Origin of the sequence: Methylobacterium ajmalii, from assembly GCF_036448855.1 — a bacterium.
In the GTDB taxonomy this organism is placed as follows: Bacteria; Pseudomonadota; Alphaproteobacteria; order Rhizobiales; family Beijerinckiaceae; genus Methylobacterium; species Methylobacterium ajmalii.
In genome coordinates this window covers 1-23759 of record NZ_JAZFXT010000028.1, presented here as the reverse complement: position 1 = coordinate 23759, position 23759 = coordinate 1, and the positions used below count along the sequence as shown (strand labels likewise).

Sequence of the window (23759 nt, the reverse complement as noted above, 5' to 3'; positions counted from 1 at the left end):
ACAGCGATTCGGGGGAGACCATGGATCTCGCAGCCGGCCTGAAGGGCCGCCACGTCCTCGTGACCGGGGCCTCGGGCGGCCTCGGCGACCATTTCGCCCGGCTCTGCGCGTCGTGCGGCGCCGCCGTCACGGTGGCGGCGCGGCGCAAGGAGAAGCTCGACGCCCTGGTGCGCGATCTCCTCGCCGCCGGTGCGCCGGAGGCCCGGGCGGTCGCCCTCGACGTCGCCGATCCGGATTCGGTGACGGCCGCCTTCGCGGCGCTGCACGCCCTGCCGGACGTGGTGGTCAACAATGCCGGCATCGCCGAGGGCGGGGCGGCGATCGACGTCGACATCGCGACCTTCGACCGGGTGATCGACACCAACCTGCGCGGCGTCTGGGCGATGTCCGTCACCGCGGCCCGGGCTTGGCGCGACGCCGGCCGCGGCGGCGTGATCGTCAACGTCGCGTCGATCCTCGGCCTCAGGGTCGCCGGCGGGGTCGGGCCCTACACCGTGTCGAAGGCCGGCGTGGTGCAGATGACCCAGGCCCTCGGCCTCGAATGGGCGCGCTACGGCATCCGGGTCAACGCGCTGGCGCCGGGCTACATCGGCACCGACATCAACCGCGAGTTCTTCGAGGCGCCCCCCGGTCAGGCGATGCTCAAGCGCATCCCGATGCGGCGGCTGGGCCGCCCGGAGGACCTCGACGGCGCCTTCCTGCTGCTCGCCGGCGACGCCTCGGGCTGGATGACCGGCGCGACCCTGCCGGTCGACGGCGGCCACCTCGTCTCGGGGCTTTGATCCGCTCGCCTCAGTTCGTCAGCCGGACCTGCGCGAAGGTGTTGAACAGCTTCGTCATCGCATCGCCGATCGCGCCGGTCTTGCCCGCCTCCATGTAGAAGTCGCCGCTGGTCGCGCAGGCGGCGAGCTGGGACGGGATGTCGTCGAGGCGCGTGCCCCGGCCGCGGATCTGGCTCGGCTGGCCGAGGGTGGCGTTGTAGCCCCAGTCCCAGGTCATCGGCAGGTAGGGCGTGTAGATCACCCCGACCCAGACCGGCAGCTTGGCGCTGCCGCCGGGCGCCTTGAGGGCGGCGCATTGCGCCGGATCGAACGGCGCGACGAGGGCGCGCTTCGGCACGTCCCAGGTCCAGGACCGGCCCGGATCGGCGACGCCGTCGGTCGCCAGGATCACGAGCTTCTTCGGGGTGGTGATGCCGTCGCCGCTCGGGCCCACCGCCTGGGTGAAGGCCGGCATGATGCCCGAAAACAGCGTCGCCCCGTCGCTCTCGCCCGAGGCGCTCGGCGTCTTGGGCAGGTTGCGGGCCACCTTGGACAGGTCGCTCGTCGGGTCGAGCACCTTGGTGAGCTGGGTGCTGAACGCGTAGATCGCGACCCGCACCCGCTTGCTCGCCGCCTCCTGCCGGCGCAGCGAGGCGACGAAATCCAGGATGCCCTGGTTCATCTCGTCGAGGCGCAGGGTGATGCCGTTGGCCTTCGCCCACTGATAGCTGTCCAGGCTGGTATTCTTCACCGGCTGGCCGTCGTGGCAGGCGAAGGCGCACCCGTTCAGGTTGGCCTGGAGCGCCGCGATATCGGCGTTCGTCGCCCCCAGCGCCATCGAGCCCGACACGTCGATCAGCAGGTAGACGTCGATCAGGGGCGACAGGTCGGCGCTGGCCTGCGACGCGCCGTCATAGGGCATCGCCGCGGTGCCGATGACCCCCATCAGGGTCGTCTTGGTCGAGGCGGTGTAGGTCCCCGAGACGGTGACGCTGCGGCCCGCCAGCGCGACGGTGAAGCGTGCCTGCGCCGCCGTGGCGGCGACCACCTTCGGGGCCACCGTGGCGAAGACCTGCGTGGCGGTGTCCATGCCGGCCTGGCGGATCGCGGCGTCCGACTGGCCCTTGGCATCCGCCGCCCGCACCGCCTGAGCGCCGGCCAGCACCGCGGCGTCGAGGGCGGCGTCGAGGCGCGAGCGGTCCTGGCGCGAGCGGGCGAAGTCGAATCCGGCGCCGGCCAGGATCAGCAGCACCAGGAAGGTCAGGCCGACCAGCATCGCGACGCTGCCGCGTCGGTCGTGCCGGAAGGCCCGGAGCCGCGCCGTCAGGGTGAGCAGGAGGGGAGGCAGGGGCATGATGAACCGACCGGGAGGCGTCCGCCATCCTGCCCCGGCGGGCGTTTCCCCGCCGTGAACGCGATCGTCGAAACCCACGGCCGTACGGTCCCGGCGACAGAATCATATTGACCCTGGGTCAGTATAGTGGGCCGCTATCCTTCGCGTCGGCCGTCGGCCGGGGTCACGCCGTCGGATAGGTGATGAACTCCAAAAGCGACCCATCGGGGTCGCGGAAATAGACGCTGATTCCCTCGCCGACGGCCCCGCGGCGCGGCACCGGGCCGAGCTCGACCGGCACGCCGTGGCGTTCGAGATGGGCCGCCGCCTCCTCGATCGGGCCGGGCCAGCGGAAGCACAGGTCGCTGTTGCCGGGCGCCACCGGCAGCCGGGCCCGGGGCTCGCCGATCTGGCCCGGTCCGTGGCAGTTCAGCTGCACGCCGCCGAAGCGGTAGGCGTAGCCCCGCCCGACCGGGATCACCTCGGCCCCGACCACGTCGCGGTAGAAGGCGGTCGAGCGCTCCCAGTCCGAGACGTGGATGACGCAATGGTCGAGGTGGATCGCCGGGGCGACGCCGGTCACCGACGCGGCGGGCGCGAGGTCGGAAAGGATCTCGGTATCCGGCATCGCGGGCCTCCGGGCTTGCACGCGGCTCAAGGTCTTGCACGCGGCTGAAGGTAACGCGGCGCCGGCGCCGGTGAACAGCGGGCCGGCGGGAAATGTCGCGCCATCGCGACGCGCCGGTCAGGCGCGCCAGAACGGCTTGAGGCTCTCCTGCCGCACCGTGTCGGGGTCGAGGCCGGTATCGCGCATCTGCGCGGGCGTCAGCGCGGCGAGGACCCGGCGGTCCCGGGCGCGCCGCCACCAGAGGCCGAGGAGGGTCGGGCGGGGCGGCCGAGGGGCGGAGACGGAATCGGCGAGCGGCAGGGAGAAGGCGGGCATGGGGGTCGATCCGAACGGGGAGAGGGCAGTCCGGCCGGGATTGCGCCGCCAGGATTGTATCGATACGAATGTCGGTGCAATCGAAACATTGTTCTCGGAGCAATGATGGCCGCACTCGACTATCGCGGGCTCGCCGACACGGTGGCGGCGGAGATCGCCGACGGGCGGCTGCGTCCGGGCGAGAGGCTGCCGCCCCAGCGCGACTTCGCCTATGCCCGCGGCATCGCGGTCTCCACGGCGAGCCGGGTCTATGCCGAGCTGGCGCGGCGCGGCCTCGTCCTCGGCGAGGTCGGGCGCGGCACCTACATCCGCTCCGATCTCGGCGCCTCCGAGCCGATCCGCCCGGAGCCGCCGCCGGCCGCCCTCGATCTCCAGCGCACGATGTCCCGCCTGCCCGAGCAGGAGGCCCTGCTCGTCGAGACCCTGGCGGGGCTGGGACGCGGGGCGGTCGAGGCGGCGCTGACCCAGTACGGCCCGGCCGGCACGCCGCAGGCGCGCGGCGTCGCCGCGCGCTTCCTGGCGCAGGACGGCTTCGCCCCCGATCCGCACGGGATCCTGTTCACCGGCAACGGGCGCCAGGGGCTCGCCGCCGCCCTGGCGATGCTGGCCCCGCCGGGGGAGCGCATCGGCTGCGAGCCGCTGACCTATCCGGTGGTCAAGGGCATCGCGGCGCGGCTCGGCATCGCCCTCGTGCCGCTGCCGCTCGACGGGGAGGGCGTGCGGCCAGACGCCATCCTCCAGGCCCACCGCGCCGCGCCGCTGAGCGGGCTCTACCTCCAGCCGACGCTGCAGAACCCGCTTGGGGCGACGATGGGGCCGGGGCGCCGGGCGGAGATCGCCGCGGTCCTGGCGCGGACGGGGCTCACGCTCGTGGAGGATGCGGTCTACGGCTTCCTGCGCGACACCACGGCCATCGCCGCCCTGGCGCCCGAGCGCACGATCCTGGTCGACAGCCTGTCGAAGCGCGTGATGCCGGGCCTGACCGTCGGGATGATCGTGAGCCCGCCCGAGATGACGGACCGCCTCGCGGCCTCGGTGCGCCAGGGCGGGTGGAGCGCCCCGGGGGTCGCGCTCGCCGCCGGCACGCGCTGGATGGAGGACGGCTCCGCCGCCCGGCTCGCCCGCGCCAAGCGGGCCGACGCGGCCGAGCGGCAGGCGATCGCCCGGGACCGCCTCGCCGGCCTGCCAGTGACGGGCGACGCGGCGGCCTATCACCTCTGGCTCACCCTGCCAGAGACGTGGCGGGCCGAGGCCTACGCCGCGGCGGCCCTGCGGCGGGGCATCGCCCTCATCCCGGCCTCCTCCTTCGCGGTCAGCCCGGGCCACGCCCCGAACGCCGTCCGGCTCGCCCTCGCGGCGCCGGCGCGGGACGACCTGGCGCGGGCGCTCGACGCGCTGCGCCGCCTCGCCCTCGCGGGGGACGATCAGGTGGTCGAGTAGGCGGCGCCTCCCGGCGGCCTCTCACTGCGCCAGACGCACCGGCTGGTCCTTCGCCGGGCCGACGCCCGAGGGCACCGGCACGGCCGAGGAATTGTAGTTGGCGTTGATCATCAGGTTGGCGCTGCCGGACGTGCGGATCGACTTGGCGACCACGACCGTCCAGGGCGACTGGTCGGCGATCTTGTTGCCGTATCCGCTCACCGTGAGGCTTGCATTCGGCAGGTAGATCGTGCCGACGATCTTGCGGGCGTTGTTGGTCGAGATGCCGAAATCGCCGTAATAGCTGCGGTCGGTGATCAGGGCGAAGCCCGCATAGGGCCCGCTCTTGCGGCCCTCGATCTCGAGCTTGGCCATGCCGATCACCTGGGCCGACAGCAGGCCCTTGAAGATCAGCACCACGTCGGTGCCGGTGATGGTGGATTGCCCGAGCAGGTTGAGGATCGGGCCGACGAAATAATGCTCGCCGGGCTGGAGCACGATGTTCGTCATCCCCAGCAGGGTCAGCTCGCCGCAATGGACGCCGGGATTGAGGTAGGTGGTGCCGCTGCCGATGTTGATCGTGAGCAGGTCGTCGCACAGGAGCGGCACGTCGATGCGCATCTTGGCGAACGGGTCCGCCATCGTCGGGGCGTCGGTGACCGGGACCGGGCGGACCGGGCCGGTCGCGCTGCCCGCCGCCCGCACCTCGCCCGCCCACAGGGCCGTGCCCATCCCCGCCGACAGGTTGGCGTTGCTCTGCACGAGGCAGTCGTTGGCGGTGATCGCCGAGTTGCCGTTCAGGCCGACGGCGACCGGCGCGCCGAGGCCGATGGAGTCTTGGGAGCCCAGCACGCAGAGCGGCTTCCGCGCGGTGCGGATCGCCGTCGCGCTGGCCTCGATGGTCCAGCCGCCCGGCGGCAGCATGTTGCGGAAGAACGAGGCCCGGTGCCCGGTCTGGCGCACCGTGACCGTGCGCGCCGCGGCGTCGATCGTGGCGCTCGACGTGATCGTCCAGCGCCGGCGCAGGGCGGCGGCCATCCCGTCGGCGGCGAGGCGGGCGCGCTCCGTCGTGGCGGCGGACTGGTCGACGCCGAACTCGCCCGCGCCCTGGATCGCCGCGGCGTCGACGTAGCTCTGGAGCTTCGACTTCGCCAGCATCACCTCGGAGACCTCGGCGACGCCCACCGCCGCCGTCGCCAGCAGCGGCAGCAGCAGGCTCAGCACGACGATCACCGAGCCGCGCCGGCAGCGCCGGAAGCGGTCGAGGAGGAGCGGGGCGAGGTTCGGGCAGGCTTTCATCGGCGCGGCGGGCTGCCATTCAGGTTGTAGCCCAAAAAACTGCTATCGACAGTTGTTTTCGGGTCTCACAACGTCGGCACGCCCCATCTCTGCCGCCGGAATCCGAACAAAAGCCTAATGCCGTTGTTCGGTTGTAAGATTACGGGGTTAGTTGCAGCTCGGACTTGTGTCCGGGTTCCCGGGTCCGGCGCGGCACAGGTTCGCCGCGCCGGGTTATCTCTGGGTCAGCCGGCGACGTCGTGCTCGATCGCCCCGAAGATCGAGTGCCCGCCGGCGTCCTTCATCTCGACCCGCAGGCGGTCGCCCGCCGCGAGGTAGGGCGTGCGCGCCCAGCCGCCGGTGAGAGCCTCCGCGGCCCGCGCCTCGGCGAGGCAGGCATAGCCGGCCCCACCCTCGGCGGCGGCCCGACCCGGCCCGCCGTCGATGCCGCGGTTCGAGACCGGGCCGGCGCTGACCAGGGTCCCGGCGCCGATCGGCCGGTCGCGCGCCGCCTCCGCCACCAGGGCGACGAGGCCCTGCGCCAGGTCGGCGCCCGCCTCCGGGCAGCCGAGCGCCTTGCCGTTGCGGCTCACCAGGAGCGGTCGGTGGAGCGCGCCGTCGCGCCAGACGGTCCCGAGCTCGTCGGGCGTCACCGCCACCGGGGCGAGGCTCGCGGCGAGCGCCGGCGCCTCGGCGCCGTCGAGGTCGAGCCCGTCGGGCCTCAGCCGGTCGTGGCGGATCACCTCCGCAACCAGCGTCACCAGCCGGATCGCGGCTTCGGCCTCCGCCGCCCCGGCGCCCCGGAGCAGGTCGCCGGTGATCACCGCGAGGCCCGCCGAGAGGTCGAGGGAGGCCGCCGGATCGTCGGCGACCAGGGTCTCGCGGGGGGCGAGGAATCCGTCCGAGGGGGCGTGGCGCAGGCGGCCCGCCTCGCTCCCCGTCGCCTCGGCGCCGGCGGCCTGGCGCAGCAGGGCCGGGTAGCCCGGCCAGGCGGCGGCGTGCCGGCGGGCATAGGCGCGGGGCAGGGGGGCGACGCAATCGTGCTCGTGGAAGCGGAACGACGGCACCGAGCCGTGCTCGAGCTGCTCGGCGAGGGCGGCGAGGGCCGGGGCGTAGCGCTCCCAGTCGTCGAGGGCCTGCTGGAGCGTCGGCACCACGATGAAGGCGTCGGTGGCGCGGGTCAGGTCGCGCGAAACCACGACGAGGCGGCCGTCGCGGCCGTGCTTGAGGCTGGCGAGCTTCATTCGGCGTCCCTCCTGTCGCCCGCTGTTGCGGGCGTTCGAGCCTGCCGAGACGGCAGGCCTGCGGCCCGGTTCGTCGGGCACGTCGGTCCATCATGGACCGCCCCGGCCGCGGAGGCTACGGCCGGGGTTCAAGCTTCCCTTATGTCAGATCGTGCCGTGGACGAGGCCGTGGATGAAGCCGAGCTTGGCGATGACCGGCGGCGCCAGCACGAAGGGGTAGAGGTCGCCCTGTCCCATCGCCCGGTTGACGCTGTTCAGCGCGAACACGAAGGGCAGCCAGGCCGCCACGATCTGCTCGATGCTCTGCGCCTCGTAGGGATCGAAGTCGATCCGCGCCGCGAGCTCGCCGTTGGCGTCGAGCAGCGGGTGGACCTGCATGCCGAAGGCGCTCGCCATCTCCAGCGTGTCGACGATGTGCAGGTAATGCGCCCAGGTCTCGGCGAAGTCCTCCCACGGATGGGTGGTGGCGTAGGCCGAGACGTGGGTCTCCTGCCAGTTGGCCGGGGTGCCCTGCTCGTAATGGCGCTGGAGCGCCGCGTTGTAGTCCTGCGTATCGTCGCCGAACACCGCCCGGCAGGCGTCGAGCCGCCCGGCGTCGCGCACCAGGATGTCCCAGTAATGGTGCCCGACCTCGTGGCGGAAATGCCCGAGCAGCGTGCGGTAGGGCTCGCCCATCTCGCGCCGCCGCTTCTCGCGCTCGGCGTCGTCAGCCTCGGCCAGCGCGATCGTGATGACGCCGTTGTCGTGCCCGGTCATCACCTTCGGGCCCTGGTTCTCCGGCGGATCGGCGAGGAAGTGGAAGATCAGCCCGTGCTCCGGGTCCTCGGCCCGGGTCTTCAGCGGCAGGTTCCAGCGCAGCAGGGTGTAGAACAGCCGGTGCTTGGCGAATTCCAGCTCGCGCCACTTGGCGAGGTATTCCGGGTTCGAGACGTCGGGAATCGTGCCGTTGTGCCGGCAGGCGAGGCAGAAGGCGTCCCCGGATCCCGGCGGCACCAGCCAGTTGCAGGCATCGTGCACCGCGTTGGCGCAGAACCGGCTCGGCCGCTCCGGCACCGCGAGCGGGCTCCAGTCCTCGCCGCCGGCCGGCGCGAGGGCCGAGAGCGTGCGGGTCTCGGGCAGGTAGGCCAGGGTGTGGCCGCAGCGCTGGCAGGTCCGGTTCTCGAAATACAGGATGTTGCCGCAGGACTGGCACTGGAACAGTTTCATCGGGCTCTCCACCGGGCGCGACCGCCCGCCGCACGGTGCAACGAACGTGCTAGGGGGGCGGGGGTTGCGGCGGGCCCGCTGCCTTGCGCGGGCCGGGGGGCTGCCTTCGGTCGTGAGACCGGTGCCATGAGGACGACCGTGATGGATGCGAGCGCCGAGCTGGACGAGCCGATCCCCTACATGGCGCGCACGCGGGCCTATTACGGGGCGCTGGGCTACCCGCCCTACCGTTGGGCGCATTCCGGCGACGTGCCCTTCGCCTCTCTCGGCAAAGCCCTCGGCGAGAGCTGCATCGCCCTCGTCACGACGGCGGCGCCCTACCGGCCGGACAAGGGAGACCAGGGGCCGGGCGCGCCCTACAACGGCGCGGCCAAGTTCTTCTCGGTGTACTCGGCCTCGGCGGACGGGAGCCCGGACCTGCGCATCGCCCACATCGCCTACGACCGCGACCACACCCGCGCGGACGATCCCGGCAGCTACTTCCCGCTCGCGGCCCTGAAGGCGGCCGCCGCGGCGGGACGGATCGGGCGCGTCGCGGCCCGCTTCCACGGCCTGCCGACGAACCGCAGCCAGCGCACGACGATCGCGGTCGACGCGCCGGAGCTCCTCGCCCGGATCCGCGCCGACGGGGCGGATGCGGCGATTCTGGTGGCGAACTGCCCGGTCTGCCACCAGTCGCTCGCGCTCGCCGCCCGGGCGCTCGAAGCCGCCGGCATCGCCACGGTGCTGATGGGCTGCGCCAAGGACGTCGTCGAGCATTGCGGCGTGCCGCGCTTCCTGTTCAGCGACTTTCCCCTCGGCAACGCCGCCGGCCGGCCGCACGACCCCGCCTCGCAGGAGGCGACGCTGCACCTCGCCCTCGCGCTCCTCGAATCGGCCGTGGCGGCGCGCACGACGGTGCAGTCGCCCAGCTCTGGCGCCCCGATCCGTCCTGGAAGGCGGATTACGCGAGCCTCGCTCGGCTCTCGCCCGAGGAGATCGCGCGCCGCCGCACGGAGTTCGAGGGCGAGAAGCACCGGGCGCGGCCCGGGCGCGGCGCGTCCGGACCGGCAGCCTCCTGACGATCGGCTCCATCCCGACGGGACCGTCGTCCCTGTCCGGTCCGGTCCGGTGCGGCAGCGCCCACCCCCCATGCCTTCGAGGCCCTCACACCCCTTCGCGAAATCCCCTATCACCGTACCGCGAACACGAACCGGGCCGTCAGACGCCCGCGCGACGAGGAGATGCCGATGGCGATGAACGGGGCCGAGAGCCTGGTGCGCACCCTGGTGGCGGGGGGCGTCGAGGTGTGCTTCACCAATCCGGGCACCTCGGAGATGCACTTCGTCGCCGCCCTCGACCGGGTCGAGGGGATGAGGGCGGTCCTGTGCCTGTTCGAGGGCGGCGCCACGGGCGCGGCCGACGGCTATGCCCGCATGGCCGACAAGCCGGCCTCGACGCTGCTCCATCTCGGGCCCGGCCTCGGCAACGGCATCGCGAACCTGCACAACGCGCGCCGCGCCCGCTCGCCGCTGGTCAACATCGTGGGCGAGCACGCCACCTACCACCGCGCCTTCGACGCGCCGCTGACCTCCGACATCGAGGGGCTGGCCGGCCCCGTCTCGGCCTGGCTCCGCACGGGGATGAGCGCCAAGGCGGTGGCGGCGGACGGGGCCGACGCCATCGTCGCCGCCCGTACGGCACCCGGCGGCGTCGCCACCCTGATCCTGCCCGCCGACACCGCCTGGGAGGAGGGGAGCGGCATCGCCCCCCTGCCGGCGATTCCCGAGCGCCCGCGGGCGAGCGACGAGGCGATCGCGCACGCGGTCGCGGCGCTCCGCAGCGGCGAGCCGGTGCTGCTCCATCTCGGCGACCGGGCGGTGCGCGACGAGGGACGGCGGATCGCCGACCGGATCGCGAGGGAGACCGGGGCGAAGCTGCTCGCCATGACGTCGAACGCCCGCATCGACCGGGGTGCGGGCACGGTGCCGATCGAGCGCCTGCCCTATCCGGTCGATCCGGCCCGCGAGGTGCTGGCGCCCTACAAGCACGTCATCCTCGTCGGCGCGACCCTGCCGGTGGCGTTCTTCGCCTATCCGGGCAAGCCGAGCGCGCTCGCCCCGCCGACCTGCGACGTCTTCGCGCTGGCCACCCCGGAGCAGGACCAGATCGACGCCCTCGCGCGCCTCGCCGAAGCGGTCGGCGCGCCGGCCGAGGTGCCGGTGCCCACCGGCCCCCGCCCGGAGCTGCCGGGGGAGGGGCGCCTCGACCAGGATTCGATCGCCCGGGTGCTCGGCGCGCTGATGCCCGAGGGCGCGATCGTCTGCGACGAGTCGGTCACGACCGGGCGCAACTTCTTCCCCGCCACGCATGCGGCGGCGCCCCATACCTGGCTCCAGCTCACCGGCGGCTCGATCGGCCTCGGCATCCCGATGGCGACCGGCGCGGCGGTGGCCTGCCCGGACCGCAAGGTGATCTCGCTCCAGGCCGACGGCAGCGGCCTCTACACCGCCCAGGCGCTGTGGACCCAGGCGCGCGAGCGCCTCGACGTGGTGACGCTGATCTGGTCGAACCGCTCCTACGCGATCCTGCGCCACGAGCTGACCAATGTCGGCGCCAATCCGGGCCGCAAGGCGATCGACATGCTGACCCTCGACGATCCGCCGATCGACTGGGTCAGCCTGTCGAAGGGCTACGGCGTCGAGGCGCGTCGGGTCGAGACCCTGGCGGCGTTCGTCGACGCCCTGAAGGGCGCGCTCGCCCGCCGCGGCCCGTTCCTGATCGAGGTGGCGCTGGCCTGAGGCCGGGCCGCGCGGATCCTCCGTTCCGGCCGGCGCGAATCGCGATAGCGAGCCGGCTCGATTTAACGGTCTGGAAGTCGCGCGCCCGATACGGCTCGGGCGCTGCGGCTGCGGATCGGACGGGATGAGCGGGAACGCGACGCGAGACGGCTCCGAGGGGCTGCTGCACCGCTGGCACGCCGCGCGCGCCGCCGCCCGCGGGCTGCCGGCCTACGAGGACATGGTCCTGGGCAATCTCGGCCGCATGGCGAGCCGGGCCGCCCTGGTGGACGCCTCGCCGGGCCGTCCCCGCCTGCTCTGGGTCGGCGAGGCGTTCGAGGACTGGCTCGGCCCGGGCCGGGCGCCGCGCGCGGCGGCGGCCGAGGCATTCTCCGATGCATTCTCCGGTTCTTGGGCCGGCCGCCTCCTCGAGGCCGTGCCGGGCGGGCTCTCCCACCCGCTGCAGGAGATCGTCGCCGACGCGCTCGCCGGCGGCGCGCCGGTCAGCTCGCCTTGCGCCCGGGTTGCGGGCGGCGTCGCCTACACCACCGAGGTGGCCGGCCTGCCGCTCGCGGGCCGGTCCGGGCGCCTGGTGCTGCTGTGCCTGGCCGGCCGGACCGTGCGGACGGATCTGCTCAAGACCCTGTTTCGCTCCACCCGGCAGGGCATGGCGGCGGTCACGGCGCTGCGCGACGGCGCCGGGACGGTGACGGATTTCCGCATCCTGTCCCTCAACGACGCCGCCGCGGCGATGATGCGCACCACCATCGAGCGGGCCCAGTGGCGGCGCCTGTCGACGCTTCTCCCCGCCGCCACCGTCGGGCCGATGCTGGCGCGCCTGAACGCCGCCTTGTCCGGCGACCGGCGCCACTACGAGACCTCCTACACCCGGCCCGACGGGAGCCCGCTGCACGTCCGCGTCGAGATCGCCGCGATCGGCGACCTCCTCGGCGTGACCCTCACGGATATCGGCGACCTGAAGGCCCGCGAGGCCTCGGCGCGCCTCCTGTTCGAGCACAACCCGGTGCCGATGTGGCTCTCGGGCGAGGGCGGGGCCGTGCTGGCGGTCAACGACGCCGCCACCGGCCATTACGGCTTCCCGCGCGAGGATTTCCTGCGCCTGTCCGCCGGCGACCTCGTGATGCCGGGCGCCGCGGGGCCGGCCCAGCGCCACCGCCGGCGGGACGGCGGCGTCATCGACGTCGAGGTGTTCTCCGGTCCGATCCCGTTCGAGGGCCTGAGCGCCACCCTGACGGCGTGCGTCGACGTGACGGAGCAGCGCCGGGCCGAGCGGCGCATCGCCCACATGGCCCATCACGACGCCCTCACGGGCCTGCCGAACCGCGTGCTGTTCCACGAGCGCTTGGCCGCCCTGGTGGCGGAGCGGGCGCCGGCGGGTCTGCTCTGCCTCGACCTCGACCACTTCAAGCTCGTCAACGACACGCTCGGCCATCCGGCGGGCGACGCGCTGCTGCGCCAGGTCGCCGAGCGCCTGCGCGCCTGCCTGGGCGGGCACGGGCTGGTGGCGCGCCTCGGCGGCGACGAGTTCGCGGTCCTCCACCGCGCCGAGCGGCCGGCGCTCGTCGCGCTCGCCGACCGGATCATCGCCGCGCTCTGCCGGCCCTTCGCGCTCGACGGCCAGGACGTCACCGTCGGGGTCAGCATCGGCATCGCCCTCGCGCCCGAGCACGGCGACGACCCGGACGGGCTCCTGCGCAAGGCCGACACCGCCCTCTACGCCGCCAAGGCCGACGGGCGGCGCACCCGGCGCCTGTTCGAGCCCGCCATGGACGCGGCGCTCCAGGCCCGCCGCGCCCTCGAGCGCGACCTGCGGGCGGCGATCGCCGCCGAGGCGCTCGAGGTCCACTACCAGCCCCTCGTCGACGCCAGGACCCTCGCGGTGACCGGCTGCGAGGCGCTGCTGCGCTGGCGCCACCCCGAGCGCGGCTTCGTCTCGCCGGCCGACTTCATCCCGGTCGCCGAGGAGACCGGGCTGATCGCATCCCTGGGCGAGTGGGTGCTGGCCCGGGCCTGCCGCGAGGCGGCCGGCTGGCCGCGCCCGGTGCGGGTCGCCGTCAACCTGTCGCCGGTCCAGTTCCGCGCCCCCGACCTCGTCGGCACCGTGGCCCGGGCGCTGACGGAATCGGGCCTCGACCCGGCACGCCTCGAGCTCGAGATCACCGAGCAGGTGATGCTGGAGGAGAGCGCCGCCAACATCGCGGTGCTGCACCGGCTGCGCGGCCTCGGGGTGCGCATCGCGATCGACGATTTCGGCACCGGCTACGCCTCGCTGAGCTACCTGCGCGCCTTCCCGTTCGACAAGATCAAGATCGACCGCTCGTTCACCGCGGCGCTCGGCCAGGAGGCCGCCGCCCTGGCGGTGGTGCAGGCGGTGATCGGGCTCGGCGCCAGCCTCGGCACCACCACGGTGGCGGAGGGGGTGGAGACCGAGGCGCAACTCGCCGTCCTGCGGCGCAGCGGCTGCGACGAGGTGCAGGGCTTCCTGTTCAGCCGTCCGGTCCCGGCGGCCGACCTGCGCGCCCTCGTCGCCGCCCCCGCGGTGCCCTGGCTGGCGGCAGCCTGACCTCTCAGACCGACTTTCCCCGACCCTGAGTCCGGCGGGACACAACCTGTGGCGGCGGGAGCGGCTAGGCATGGACCTTCCCGACGGGCTGCCGACCGGCCCGTCCCGCCGAAAGGTCGCCGCCCGATGCCCCCGCGCCGCCTCGTCCTCGCCCTCCTCGCCGGGCTGCCGCTCGCGGCCTGCAACGCCCGCGGGCCCGCCCAGGTCGCGGCGGTCGATCCGGATGCGGCCTGGTACATCGGCACCATGCCCGACCAGCCCTACGACGTGCCGCTGGTCGATCGCAGCCGGATGGATCCGAAATACCGGCCCCAGACCGTCGCCTATACCGGGCTGGAGAAGCCCGGCACCGTCGTGGTCGATATCGACGAGCGCTTCCTTTACCTCGTCCAGGATGGCGGCCAGGCGCGCCGCTACGGCGTCGGCGTCGGCAAGCTCGGCTTCTCCTGGAAGGGCACCGCCACGGTCGGCCGCAAGGGCGTCTGGCCCGATTGGGGCCCGACCGCCAAGATGGTCAGCCTCAACCCCGACCTGCCGCGTAACCGCAAAGGCGGCGTCGACAATCCCCTTGGCGCCCGCGCCCTCTACCTCTACCAGGGCGGCCGCGACATCCTGTTCCGTATCCACGGCACCAACGAGCCCTGGAGCATCGGCGAGCAGATGTCCTCGGGCTGCGTGCGCATGCTCAACGAGGACGTGGTCGATCTCTACGAGCGCGTGCCGGTCGGCACGACCGTGATGGTGAAGCGGAACGGGAAGTATCGGGTTTAAGGAAAAGCGTCGTCGGGGGCTCGTGAACCCTCCCCCCTCTTCGCAATGCTGTTCGGGAAAAGAGGAGGCGCGGGTTTCCCCTCTCCCCGCGGGCGGGGAGAGGGCTGTGTTCTCGTCCAGGGAATACAGCAAGGCGTCAGCCGGGGGTGAGGGGGTGTTGCCGGAGGAGCCTCACGCGTCGACACCCCCTCACCCTCGCTCCGGCTTTCGCCTCCGCTTGCCGCGTCACCTGGACGGTGACACGTCCCTCTCCCCGCCCGCGGGGAGAGGTGAAGTCCTGCGCCATCCTTTTCCTCGGACAGCCCTGTGCAGAGGGGGAGGGTTTTGGCGGTTGCGCCCCCTCACACCGGCGGGTGCATCCAGAACTGGGCGATCAGCGCCGCGCCGAGGAAGGTGCCGGCATTCGCCATGAACGACACCACCACGATGCGCCAGCCGAGGCGCCGGAAGGCCGGAAAGTCCTTGGCGAGCGACAGGCCCGCGAAGGCGAGGATCGGGGTGGCGAGCGCCAGGAAGTTGATCCGGCCCGTGGCCGCGGCGATCTCCGCCGAGAACGGCGTGCCCGGATAGGTCAGCGTCATGCCGATCAGCGACGCCCACACCACCGCCGGCAGCCGGCGCCCGGCGAGGCGATAGAGCACCTCGCCGACGATCACCACGGCGACGATGATGGCGCCGCCGGCGAGCACCTGCCCGTCGGGTTTCGTGCCGTAGGTGAGCCAGTTGCCGATGAGGCCGAGCGCCGCCGTGGCGATCCAGATCAGCACCAGGGCCGGCAGGCCGAAGGCCGGGGAGGCATGGGCCACGACCGTCCCGGACGGCGCGGGCGCGGGTGCGGCCTCGATCCGGCCGCGACCCCGGCCGAGGATCGGCTCCAGCACGCCGTAGGCCCAGATCGTGAAGGGCAGGGACAGGAACAGGGTGAAGTAGGTGCCGATGGTGGTGGTGATGAGGTTGCTCGCCGCCGCGAAGGTGGCGACTTCCTTCGCCATCTCGGGGGCCTGCTGCGCCGCGATGGCGCCGGCGGCGGCCGCCATCATGCTGCCCGAGCCGACGCCCGCGCCCATGGCGAGCGCCAGCGGGTTGAAGATCCCGAGGCTCGCGATCAGCCCGGCCAGCACCGCGATGAACACCGCCCCGAACACCGTGCCGGTGAGGTACTCGGCGAGCACGCCGCGGCCTTCCGGCGAATCCATGCCGTAGCGCTCGCCGATGATCGCGAGGCTCGGCTCGCGCCCGACCGAGAAGGTGGCCCCGATCGCCTCGCGCTTGAGGCCGAGCAGGAGCGCCACCGGCAGGCCGAACACCATCGTGCCGAAGAAGTGGCCGAATTCCTGGAACACCAGGGCCCAGCCGGCGCCGAGGATTTTCGGCAGCGACCCGCCGACGAGGAGTCCGAGCTTGGCGACGAAGAGCAGCAGGGCCGGCTGCAGGATCGCGCCCGCCGCGTGCTGGAGCGACACCGGCAGCCGCAGGGCCGGCGGCAGGCGCGGCGCGGCGAGGCCGAGGCCCCCGCCCATCAGCAGCGCCCAGAGCAGCGGCAGCAGGATGATCTTGCCGTGGCCGAGCGGGATCGAGACGTTGCCGATCAGCTCGGCCAGCGTCACCACCACGAGGGCGAGGAGGAAGAGCGTCAGGATGCCGGTGCGCCCGGCATGGGTCGTGGGCGCGACGGCCGGGCCGCCGCTCGCGAGGGTACCGCTTGTCATGGGGTGACGTCTCCGGTGCGAGGGGGCGGTCCGGGGGCCGCCCCCCGGACCGGGTGGGGTGTCAGGCGCCGACGCCAGGGGCGTAGCCGAAGGAGGCGGCGGGAGCGGCGGCGGTCTCGACCCAGACGCTCTTGACCTGGGTGTATTCGTGCAGGGCCTCGAGGCCGCTGGAGCGGCCGTAGCCGCTCATCCCCGAGCCTCCGAAGGGCGAGGAGACGTGGATCGTCTTGTAGGCGTTGATCCAGAAGGTCCCGGCCCGGACCAGGGCCGCCACCCGGTGGGCGCGGCCGACGTCGCGGGTCCAGACCGCGCCGGCGAGCCCGAACGCGGAATCGTTGGCGATGGCGACCGCCTCCTCTTCCGTGTCGAACGGGATCACCGTCACCACCGGCCCGAAGATCTCGGTGCGGGCGCAATCCATGGCGTTGTCGGCGCCCGACAGGACCGTCGGGCGGACGTAGAAGCCGCCCTCCGCCGGGTGGCCGTCGCTGCCGGCGGCGAGCCGGGCGCCCTGGTCGAGGCCGCCGCGGATCATCGCCAGCACGTGGCGGTACTGGGCGGCGTTGCTGATCGGCCCGACCTCGGTCTGCGGATCGAGCGGATCGCCGACGCGGATGCGGTTGGCGCCCTCCGCCAGCATCGCGACGAAGCGGTCGTGGACCGGGCGCTCGACGAGGAGCCGCGAGCCGGCGACGCAGGACTGGCCGGCGCCCGCGAAGATCGCCGCTTGCGCGCCCAGGCAGGCCCGCTCGAGGTCGGCATCGGCGAACACGATGTTGGCCGACTTGCCGCCGAGCTCGAGCACGCAGGGCTTGAGGTGGCGCGCCGCGGCTTCCGCGATCTTCGCGCCGGTGGCCGGCGAGCCAACGAAGACCACCTTGACCACCGCCGGCTCGGCGAGCGCCGCCTGCCCGGTGGTGTGGCCGTAGCCCGACAGCACGTTGACGACCCCCGCCGGCAGCCCGGCCCGCTCGGCGAGCGCCGCCACGGCGAGCGAGGTGAGGGGGGTCAGCTCGGAGGGCTTGAGCACCACCGCGTTGCCGGCGGCGAGCGCCGGGGCGAGCTGCCAGCCGCAGGTGAAGACCGGGGCGTTCCAGGGCGTGATCTGCAGCACCACGCCGAGGGGCTCGCGGCGGGTGTAGTTGAGGTGGCTGGTCGGGACCGGGATCACCTCGCCGTGCAGCTTGTCGGCCCAGCCGGCATAATACTCGAACATCTCGGCGACCTTGGTCGCCTCGACGCGGCAGTCGCGGATCGGCTTGCCGGCGTTCAGGGCCTCGAGGCGGGCGAGGGGCTCGATCTCGCCCCGGATCGTCCGGGCGATCTCCTGCATCACCCGGCCGCGGGCGGCGCCGGTGAGCGCGGCCCAGCGGGCCTGGCCGGCGACCGCCGCCCGCGCGGCCTCGGCGGCGACCGGGGCGCCGGCATCCGGGTATTCGGCCAGCGTCAGGCCGGTGGAGGGATCGACGAGGCGGACGGTCTCGCCGGTGCCCGGCACCATGCGGCCGTTCACCCAGGAGCCGATGACGGAGGTCTCGGGGAAGAACGGCCGCATCAGGGCGGCCAGGGTCTGGGGGCGGGTCTCGGTCATGACGGGTCCTTCCGGTCAGGCGAGCTGGAGCTTGACGATGGCGTTGAAGTCGGCGTCGTCCGCGATCTCGGCGCTGTCGCGCCACAGCCGGGCGGCCTGCGCCGACAGCGGCAGGTCGAGGTCGAGGGCGGCGATCAGCTCGCCGGCGAGCCGCACGTCCTTGCGCATCAGCTTCATGGTGAAGCCGGAATCGAAGGCGCCGTTGAGCACCCAGGTCGGGAAGTTGACCTGCGTGACGCCGCTGCGGCCCGACCCGGCATTGATGCCGGCCAGCAGGCGCGCCGGCTCGACGCCGGCATCCCGCGCCATCCGCACGGCTTCCGCGGCGGTGATCAGGTGGGCGGCGCAGAGCAGGTTGTTGGCGAGCTTGGTGACGTGGCCGGCGCCGACGCCGCCGACATGCACCCGCGTCGCGCTCATCGCGGCGAGCACCGGCTCGGCCCGGGCCACCGCCGCGTCGCTGCCGCCGAGCACCATCGTCAGCGTCGCGGCGTGCGCGCCCTTCGGGCCGCCGCTCACCGGGGCGTCGATCAGGTCGAGGCCGGCGGGCTCGAGCGCCGCCGCGATCCGCCGGGTGACGTCCGGGTGCGAGGTCGAGGTGTCGACGATCTGGAGGTCGGTCTTCGCTCCGTGGAGCGGCCCGTCGGCACCGAGCAGCACCGCCTCCACCACCTCGGGGGTCGGCAGCGACAGCACGACCGCGTCGCACTCCCGCCAAAGGGCCGCGGGTGTGCCGGCGACCGTGATCCCGTCCGCCTCCAGGGCCGCGCGGGCGGCGGGGGCGGGGTCGTAGCCGATGACCTCGAAACCGCCCCGCCGCAGCGAGAGGGCCATGCCCCGGCCCATGTTGCCGAGCCCGACGACGCCGATCGTGCGCATGTCCTGATGTCTCCCGTGGGCGCCGGGATCGTTGGCCGCGGCGCCTCCTGGGAACCGGAGAGTGAGGCAGGCCGGCGTTGAGCAGAACGGCACTGGCAGGTATTTTGCGTTGACTTGCCGGCAACGCACCCGGTGGGTGGGGAGGGAAGACGTCCGATGCAGAGCCTCGACGAACGCTGCCTGCGCTACCTTGCGGAGGCGGTCGGCTGCGGCTCGGTCCGCGCCGCGGCCGACAAGCTCAACGTCAACGCCTCGGCGGTGAGCCGCCAGATCGTCCAGATGGAGGGGCAGCTCGCCACGCCGCTGATCGAGCGTCACCGCCGCGGCGTGCGGGCGACGCCGGCCGGCTCGCTCCTCCTCGACTATTACCGCCGCCAGGCCTCCGACCGGGAGGACATCCTGGCCAAGCTCACCGAACTCAAGGGCCTGCGCCGCGGCCATATCGACGTGGTGCTCGGCGAGGGCTTCGTCGGCGACCTGATGTCGGGCCTGCTCCAGGGGTTCTGGGCCCGCCACCCCGACCTGACCATGACCCTCGACCTTGCCGCGACCAACGACGTGGTGCGCCGGGTCGTCGAGGACGAGGCGCATCTCGGCCTCGTCTACAACCCGCCGCCCGAGCCGCGGCTGCGCACCCACCTGGCGATGCCCCACCCGATCCGGCTCCTGGTGCGGGCCGACCATCCGCTCGCCGCCCATCCGGGCCCGGTGCGGCTGGCCGACCTCGCCGGCCACCGCCTCGGCACGATGCATCCGGCCTACGGCATCCGGCAGATCATCGCGGCGGCCGAGCGGGCCGAGGGCGTGCGGCTCGATCCCGTCCTGATCACCGGCTCGATCGGCGTGCTCAAGCAGTTCGTCGCCTCCGGCATCGGCGTGACCCTGCTGCCGGCCTTCTGCGCCGCCCAGGAGATCTCGGCGGGCAGCCTGGTGGCGCTCCCTCTCGCCGATCCCGGCCTCGACGGCGTCGAGGCCCAGATCGTCACCCGCCTCGGCCGCCAGCTCTCGCCGGCCGCCGGCACGCTGCTCCAGCACCTCGCCCGCGGCATGGCCGGGGAGGCGAGGAGCGGGATCCGCAGGCCGTCTTCCTCAAGGTGATGCGGAGCCGGCGCAGCAGGAAAAAATCACGGGATCAGTGGAACCTTCCCGCTTGTCGTCGAAAGCGGATTTTCGGCGGTTCCCGGCAGTGTAGGGGTGGCGATATTCACGCTGCATTAGGATCTCTACCGCAGCGTCGGCCAACCATATGCTGTCCCGATGGTGGCCGGAACGGCCCGTCCCGGGACCTCCGGGAGTGTCCATCCATGTCGTCCCGCCCAATATCATCCCGGGCCGCGCCGTCTCGCGCCTCGTCGCTTCGCCTGGTGAACCTGCCGCTCGCCGCCAAGATCGCGGCGGCCCCCGTCCTGCTCCTGTGCCTCAGCCTCGCCGTCGCGGTCGTGTCGTGGCGCAACCTCGAGACCGTCGAGGAGACGACCGCCTGGTCCGCGCATACCCGCGAGGTGATGCAGAACGTCGACCGCACGGTCCTCGCCATGGTCAACCGCGAATCGGGGCTGCGCGGCTTCCTCCTGTCGGGCGAGGCGTCGTTCCTGGCGCCCTACCGCGCCGGCGAGGCGGACTTCGCCGCCGCCCTCGGGCGGGCCCGGACCCTGGTGGCCGACAACCCGGAGCAGCGTGCCCATCTCGACGCCCTCGGGCGGCTCGAGCAGCAATGGACCGACGAGGTGGCCGCGCGGGCGATCCGTCTGATGGAGGATCCGGCGACGCGGGAGGCGGCGCGGCGGATCGAGGCCTCGGGCGCCGGCAAGGCGGTGATGGACGCGATCCGCGCCAAGGCCGCCGCGCTCGCGGCGGTCGAGCAGGCGCTCCTGGACGAGCGCCGGGCGGCCTCCGCGGACGCCGTGCGGCAATCGCGCCTCGCCAGCCTCGTCGGCTTCGCCGTGATGGTCGCGGCGGCGGCGCTGTCGCTGCTGCTCCTGCATCGCGGCGTGATCCGGCCGATCCGCGGCATGACCGCGGCGATGGGCCGGCTCGCCGGCCACGACCTCGCCGTGGAGATCCCCGGCGCCGGCCGGCGCGACGAGATCGGCGGCATGGCCGATGCCGTCCAGGTGTTCAAGGACGGCCTGATCCGGGCCCGGGCGCTGGAGGAGGAGACGAGGCTCGCCCGCGCTTCCGCCGAGGAGCAGCGCCGCGCCGGCATGCGCCAGATGGCGGACGCCTTCGAGCACGCGGTCGGCGGCATCGTCGGCCAGGTCGCGGCCTCGGCGACCGAGCTGCAGGTCACCGCCCGGGCGATGTCCGCGACCGCGACCCGGACCGCCGCGCAATCGACCGCTGTGGCCGCCGCCGCCGAGGAGGCCTCGTCCAATGTCGGCACGGTGGCGGTGGCGGCCGAGGAGCTCGGCGCCTCGGTGGCCGAGATCGGCCGCCAGGTCGACGGCTCGGCCGGCCTCGCCCGCACCGCCGCCGCGGAGGCCGGCGCGACCGCCGGGGTGGTGCGCGACCTCAGCCTGGCGGTGAACCGCATCGGCGACGTGGTCGGGCTGATCTCGTCGATCGCCGCCCAGACCAACCTCCTGGCGCTCAACGCCACCATCGAGGCGGCGCGCGCGGGGGCGGCCGGTCGCGGCTTTGCCGTGGTGGCGGCGGAGGTGAAGGAGCTCGCCGGCCAGACCGCCAAGGCCACGGACGAGATCACCGGCCAGATCGCCGCCATCCAGGCCGCGACCGGCCGGGCGACCACCGCGATGGCGGGCATCGGCGGGCGGATCGACGAGATCAGCGGCGTGTCGGCGGCGATCGCGGCCGCCGTGGAGGAGCAGGGCGCGGCGACCCGCGAGATCGTCCGCAACGTCTCCCAGGCTGCGACCGGCACCGGCGAGGTCACCGGCACCATCGCCGGGGTCGCGGGCGCGGCGGAGGAGACGGGCGCGGCCGCCGGCCGGGTCCTGACCTCGGCCTCCGCGCTGTCGCACCAGTCGGAGCATCTCTCCGCCGAGGTGACGCGCTTCCTCGCCACCGTGCGGGCGGCCTGACGGTTCTGCGAGGATCCGAACGCCCGACGGGGGCCCCGCGTGCCGCCCGGTGAGTTCTCAGGCGGGCGGGCAGGTCGGGCCCGGTTCCTCGGCCGCCCGTCCGAGGGCCGCGCGGAAGTCCGGCAGGGCGAGGACGTGCAGGAGGTCGCGCAGCAGGCCCGCCCGCTCGGGGCCGAAGGCGGCGTCGAAGCGGCCCTGGACCTCGTGCCACAGCGGGGTCGCCTCGGCGAGCTTGGCGGTGCCGGCCTCGGTCAGCGCCACGCGGCGGGCCCGGCGGTCGTGCGGGTCCGGCACGACGCTGACATAGCCGTCCCGGGTCAGCGGCTTGAGGGTGTGGGCGAGCCCGGAGAGGTCCATCACCATCGCCTCGGCGAGCGTCCCCATGGTCGGGGTGCCGAGTCCGCGGATCGTCGCCAGGAGGCCGAACTGCGTCGCGCGCAGCCCGCAGGGCGCCAGCGCCTCGTCGTAGAGCTGCCCGACGCTGCGCGTCGCCCGGCGCAGGGCCGCGTTGCTGCAGCGGGTCGGCTTGATCGTCACGGGCGGGCCTCCGCATCCCGGTGCCCTGCTGCCGCTCGGGAGCATCCTCGGGTATGCAGCCTGGCGCACGCCGCCGCAATGCACCCGCGCCGAACGTCGCGGGAGTTCGGGGGAAGACGGGGTGACGGGCTCCGCTATATGCAGCGGCCGACGCGGTCGGGCCCCGCCCGGGGCATGACCGCGGAGGCGCCCGGACGGATGGGAGACGGATGACGCAGGGCCCGGACCTCGAAGCGGAGAACGAGCGCCTGCGCGCCGCGCTGGCGACGGCCGAGCGCGAGCGGGACGCGGCCCGGGCGGAGGCGCGGTCGGCCGTGACCTCTCCGGCACGCGGCGTTCCGGCCGGGACCGCCCGCCCGGGTGGGTTCCTCGGCGACCCGCGCCTGCGGGCGGCGCTCGGCATCGCCACCGTCGGGGTGATCGTGTTCGACATGGCGGGCCGGGTGCTGGAGGCCAACGACACCTTCCTGGCGATGAGCGGCTACGACCGCGACGATCTCGCCCAAGGCCGTCTCACCGGCGCCACCCTGGTGCCGCCGGAATGGCAGGCGGTGTCCCGGCGGGTCATCGCCGAACTCCAGGCGCGGGGCCGCTCGGACTCGACCGAGCGCGAGTACCTGCGCCGGGACGGCTCGCGGTTCTGGGGCCTGTGCGCGGCGACCCGGCTCGACGACGGCAACGGCTTCGAGTTCATCATCGACATCACCGACCGGCGTCGGACCGAGGAGGCGCTGCGGCGCAGCGAGGCGCGCTACCGCACGCTGTTCGAGGCGATCGACGCCGGCTTCTGCGTCATCGCGCTGCAGTTCGGGGCCGACGGCAGGGCCGAGGATTACCGCTTCCTCGAGGTCAACCCCGCCTTCGCTCGCCATACCGGCCTCGACGGGGCGGCCGGGCGGCGGATGCGCGAGCTCGCCCCCAACCACGAGCAGCACTGGTTCGACCTGTACGGCCGGGTGGCGCGGACCGGCGAGTCGGTGCGCTTCATGCAGCCGGCCCAGGCGCTCGGCGACCGCTGGTACGAGGTCCACGCCTTCCGGGTCGATCCGCCGGAGGCCCACCACGTCGCGATCCTGTTCAACGATGTCACCGCCCAGCGCCGGCTCGAGGAGGCGCTTCGCAGCCTCAACGAGACCCTGGAGCGCCAGGTCGCCGTGCGCACCGCCGAGCGCGACCGGATCTGGCAGGTCAGCCGCGACATGCTCGGCGTCGCCGACGCCGCGGGTGTCTGGCTCAGCGTCAACCCGGCCTGGACCGCGACCCTGGGCTGGCAGCCCGAGGAGGTGGTGGGCCGCAGCTCCGCCTGGCTCGAGCACCCGGACGACCAGGACCGGACCCGCGACGAGATCAGGCGCCTGGCCGCCGGCGAGCCGACCCTGTCGTTCGAGAACCGGTTCCGCACCCGGGACGGGAGCTACCGCACCCTGTCGTGGCGGGCGGTGCCGTTCGAGGGCAGCCTGTACTGCGTCGCCCGCGACGTCACCGACCAGCGCGAGCGGGCCCAGCGCCTCGTCCAGGCCGAGGAGGCCCTGCGCCAGTCGCAGAAGATGGAGGCGGTGGGCCAGCTCACCGGGGGCGTCGCCCACGACTTCAACAACCTGCTCACGATCATCCGCTCGTCGGTGGATTTCCTGCGCCGGCCCGAGCTGCCGGAGGCGCGGAAACGCCGCTACCTCGACGCGGTGTCCGACACGGTGGACCGGG

At 73.5% G+C, this 23759-nt stretch carries 18 protein-coding genes and 1 pseudogene; 9 read left to right on the top strand and 10 right to left on the bottom strand.

Annotation, left to right across the window (positions count from 1 at the left end):
• The first annotated feature begins 20 nt into the window (after positions 1 to 20).
• Entirely contained in the window at positions 21 to 782 is a 762-nt protein-coding gene (locus tag V3T34_RS13580) for an SDR family NAD(P)-dependent oxidoreductase (RefSeq protein ID WP_305076957.1), read from the top strand.
• Positions 783 to 792: 10 nt separating this feature from the next.
• On the opposite strand, the gene V3T34_RS13575 is transcribed toward V3T34_RS13580, so the two are convergent.
• The 3 genes from V3T34_RS13575 to V3T34_RS13565 form a co-directional block, all read right to left on the bottom strand.
• A complete protein-coding gene (locus V3T34_RS13575) occupies positions 793 to 2115 on the bottom strand; it encodes a pilus assembly protein (protein ID WP_060847023.1) in 1323 nt (440 codons plus the stop codon).
• Between the two features lie 163 nt (positions 2116 to 2278).
• Entirely contained in the window at positions 2279 to 2722 is a 444-nt protein-coding gene (locus V3T34_RS13570; RefSeq protein WP_305076958.1) for a VOC family protein, read from the bottom strand.
• Between the two features lie 117 nt (positions 2723 to 2839).
• A complete protein-coding gene (locus tag V3T34_RS13565; protein ID WP_060847025.1) occupies positions 2840 to 3037 on the bottom strand; it encodes a DUF1127 domain-containing protein in 198 nt (65 codons plus the stop codon).
• Between the two features lie 105 nt (positions 3038 to 3142).
• Between V3T34_RS13565 and V3T34_RS13560 the strand changes: the two genes are divergently transcribed.
• Positions 3143 to 4477 (top strand): aminotransferase-like domain-containing protein, encoded by a 1335-nt coding sequence (locus tag V3T34_RS13560; protein ID WP_305076959.1) that lies wholly within the window; start codon positions 3143 to 3145, stop codon positions 4475 to 4477.
• A 21-nt stretch (positions 4478 to 4498) separates the two neighbouring features.
• On the opposite strand, the gene V3T34_RS13555 is transcribed toward V3T34_RS13560, so the two are convergent.
• The 3 genes from V3T34_RS13555 to V3T34_RS13545 all read right to left on the bottom strand — a co-directional run bounded on the left by V3T34_RS13555 (position 4499) and on the right by V3T34_RS13545 (position 8184).
• On the bottom strand, positions 4499 to 5755 hold the full coding sequence (locus V3T34_RS13555) for a pilus assembly protein TadG-related protein (RefSeq protein ID WP_060847026.1): 1257 nt from the start codon (positions 5753 to 5755) through the stop codon (positions 4499 to 4501).
• 224 nt (positions 5756 to 5979) lie between these two features.
• Positions 5980 to 6978, bottom strand: coding sequence for a fumarylacetoacetate hydrolase family protein (locus tag V3T34_RS13550; protein ID WP_091881702.1), 999 nt, complete (start codon positions 6976 to 6978; stop codon positions 5980 to 5982).
• A 144-nt stretch (positions 6979 to 7122) separates the two neighbouring features.
• Entirely contained in the window at positions 7123 to 8184 is a 1062-nt protein-coding gene (locus tag V3T34_RS13545) for a zinc-binding metallopeptidase family protein (RefSeq protein ID WP_060847028.1), read from the bottom strand.
• Positions 8185 to 8310: 126 nt separating this feature from the next.
• Between V3T34_RS13545 and V3T34_RS13540 the strand changes: the two are divergent.
• The 4 genes and pseudogenes from V3T34_RS13540 (at position 8311) to V3T34_RS13525 (ending at position 14298) form a co-directional block, all read left to right on the top strand.
• Positions 8311 to 9245 (top strand): annotated as a pseudogene (locus V3T34_RS13540) (glycine reductase).
• Between the two features lie 168 nt (positions 9246 to 9413).
• The gene (locus tag V3T34_RS13535; protein ID WP_305076960.1) at positions 9414 to 10964 is read left to right on the top strand and encodes an acetolactate synthase large subunit; all 1551 of its coding nucleotides are present in this window, start codon (positions 9414 to 9416) and stop codon (positions 10962 to 10964) included.
• A 124-nt stretch (positions 10965 to 11088) separates the two neighbouring features.
• Complete coding sequence (locus tag V3T34_RS13530) at positions 11089 to 13527, top strand: putative bifunctional diguanylate cyclase/phosphodiesterase (protein ID WP_305076961.1); 2439 nt, start codon at positions 11089 to 11091, stop codon at positions 13525 to 13527.
• Positions 13528 to 13653: 126 nt separating this feature from the next.
• Positions 13654 to 14298, top strand: coding sequence for a L,D-transpeptidase (locus V3T34_RS13525; protein ID WP_288586873.1), 645 nt, complete (start codon positions 13654 to 13656; stop codon positions 14296 to 14298).
• Between the two features lie 341 nt (positions 14299 to 14639).
• Here the strand turns inward: V3T34_RS13525 and V3T34_RS13520 are convergent, their stop codons facing one another.
• The 3 genes from V3T34_RS13520 to V3T34_RS13510 form a co-directional block, all read right to left on the bottom strand.
• Complete coding sequence (locus V3T34_RS13520) at positions 14640 to 16007, bottom strand: DUF3100 domain-containing protein (RefSeq protein ID WP_305076962.1); 1368 nt, start codon at positions 16005 to 16007, stop codon at positions 14640 to 14642.
• 61 nt (positions 16008 to 16068) lie between these two features.
• Entirely contained in the window at positions 16069 to 17598 is a 1530-nt protein-coding gene (locus tag V3T34_RS13515; RefSeq protein WP_091881713.1) for an aldehyde dehydrogenase family protein, read from the bottom strand.
• Positions 17599 to 17613: 15 nt separating this feature from the next.
• A complete protein-coding gene (locus V3T34_RS13510; RefSeq protein ID WP_331369192.1) occupies positions 17614 to 18570 on the bottom strand; it encodes an NAD(P)-dependent oxidoreductase in 957 nt (318 codons plus the stop codon).
• Positions 18571 to 18633: 63 nt separating this feature from the next.
• On the opposite strand from V3T34_RS13510, the gene V3T34_RS13505 reads away from it, so the two are divergent.
• Both V3T34_RS13505 and V3T34_RS13500 read left to right on the top strand, forming a co-directional pair.
• Entirely contained in the window at positions 18634 to 19575 is a 942-nt protein-coding gene (locus V3T34_RS13505) for a LysR family transcriptional regulator (RefSeq protein WP_091881719.1), read from the top strand.
• 206 nt (positions 19576 to 19781) lie between these two features.
• Positions 19782 to 21518, top strand: a complete 1737-nt coding sequence (locus tag V3T34_RS13500) for a methyl-accepting chemotaxis protein (RefSeq protein ID WP_305076964.1) — start codon at positions 19782 to 19784, stop codon at positions 21516 to 21518.
• A 57-nt stretch (positions 21519 to 21575) separates the two neighbouring features.
• On the opposite strand, the gene V3T34_RS13495 is transcribed toward V3T34_RS13500, so the two are convergent.
• A complete protein-coding gene (locus V3T34_RS13495) occupies positions 21576 to 22055 on the bottom strand; it encodes a MarR family winged helix-turn-helix transcriptional regulator (RefSeq protein WP_244533516.1) in 480 nt (159 codons plus the stop codon).
• Between the two features lie 209 nt (positions 22056 to 22264).
• On the opposite strand from V3T34_RS13495, the gene V3T34_RS13490 reads away from it, so the two are divergent.
• Positions 22265 to 23759, top strand: a 1495-nt coding sequence (locus V3T34_RS13490; RefSeq protein ID WP_305076965.1) for a PAS domain S-box protein, incomplete at its 3' end; no start/stop codon positions are given.